Consider the following 1,197-nt stretch of genomic DNA (forward strand, 5'->3'; position numbering starts at 1 on the left):
GATATTCATATCTTCAGAAGGTTTAGGTGGTGGCATTATAGGAAGCATAGGTTTAGATATGGTATCTGCTTGTTCTTTAAATTTATTATAAACTTCATCTTTATTAATATCGTTGTAAGTGTGAATATTTATTTTATCATTAGTATTACCCCAATAGTTTTGATCAGCTATTGCGTTACTTAAATCGTTTTCATGATGGTAGATGTGGATATTGGAAAGTGATTTTATTGATTCTTTTTCAATTTTTCCAAAGAATTTTCCAACTTGCCCACTAGAAATTTTTGTATTTTCTTTAAAAAATATAAAAATATTTTTAAACTCAGAAGGATAAAACGAGTTAGAATCAGTATCATAATATCCTATAAAACCTCCTGTATAGCCATTTTTTTTAGAATCAATATATAACTGATCTAAAACTATATTAGAAAAATATATTGGGGAACGACCATTAAAACCTATAAAGCCTCCACCAATGTAATTATCACTCTCGCCTTTATTTATAATATCAATATCTTGCAAAAAAACATTCTCTATCTTTAATTCTTCTCCAATAGATAGAGTATCACCAGCAAATCCACCAATCAGAGACCCTCCAGAATTATTAAAATTAATATTTATATTGTTTAAAAATATATTATTACAATTTGCAGTGAAAGATCCAGCAAATCCACCAATCCATAAATCTGTACCAGTTCTATTTAGAGTAATATTATTCAAATAAATATTCTCACTATCTATGAGATCAACTATTCCAGCAAATCCACCAATCCGTCCTGATCCATCAAATCCATTAAGATTGATCTTACTCAAATAAATATTACGATTGAAAAAATCCTGATTAGAATTACCGGTAGTTGCTCCAGCAAATCCACCAATTGTATTACTAATACCACGTGCTGTAATATATATATTGTATAAGTAAATATTATTACTATTACCACCTTTCTTTATCCCAACAATTCCACCAACATACGAAGAACCAGCTACATCAATTTGTATATTTTTTAAAGAAATATTATCATAGTTTGACAATACACTATACCCGAGCAAGCCACCAATAAAATCCAACCGAAGATCTTTATTATTGCTGTGTTTAATACCACCACCCATATAATCTACATTGATATTTTTAAAATTAACCCCATCTGCTATGCCAAATATACCTACATAAATTTCAGATTTATTATTTACCAATCC

1 pseudogene is annotated in these 1,197 nt (G+C 28.7%); it reads right to left on the bottom strand.

Annotated elements, in window-relative coordinates:
- A pseudogene (locus L8X28_RS08270) lies at positions 1-1,197 on the bottom strand (hypothetical protein); the annotation flags it as partial.

Source organism: Campylobacter sp. CNRCH_2016_0050h (assembly GCF_025772605.1).
GTDB lineage: Bacteria > Campylobacterota > Campylobacteria > Campylobacterales > Campylobacteraceae > Campylobacter_D > Campylobacter_D lari_D.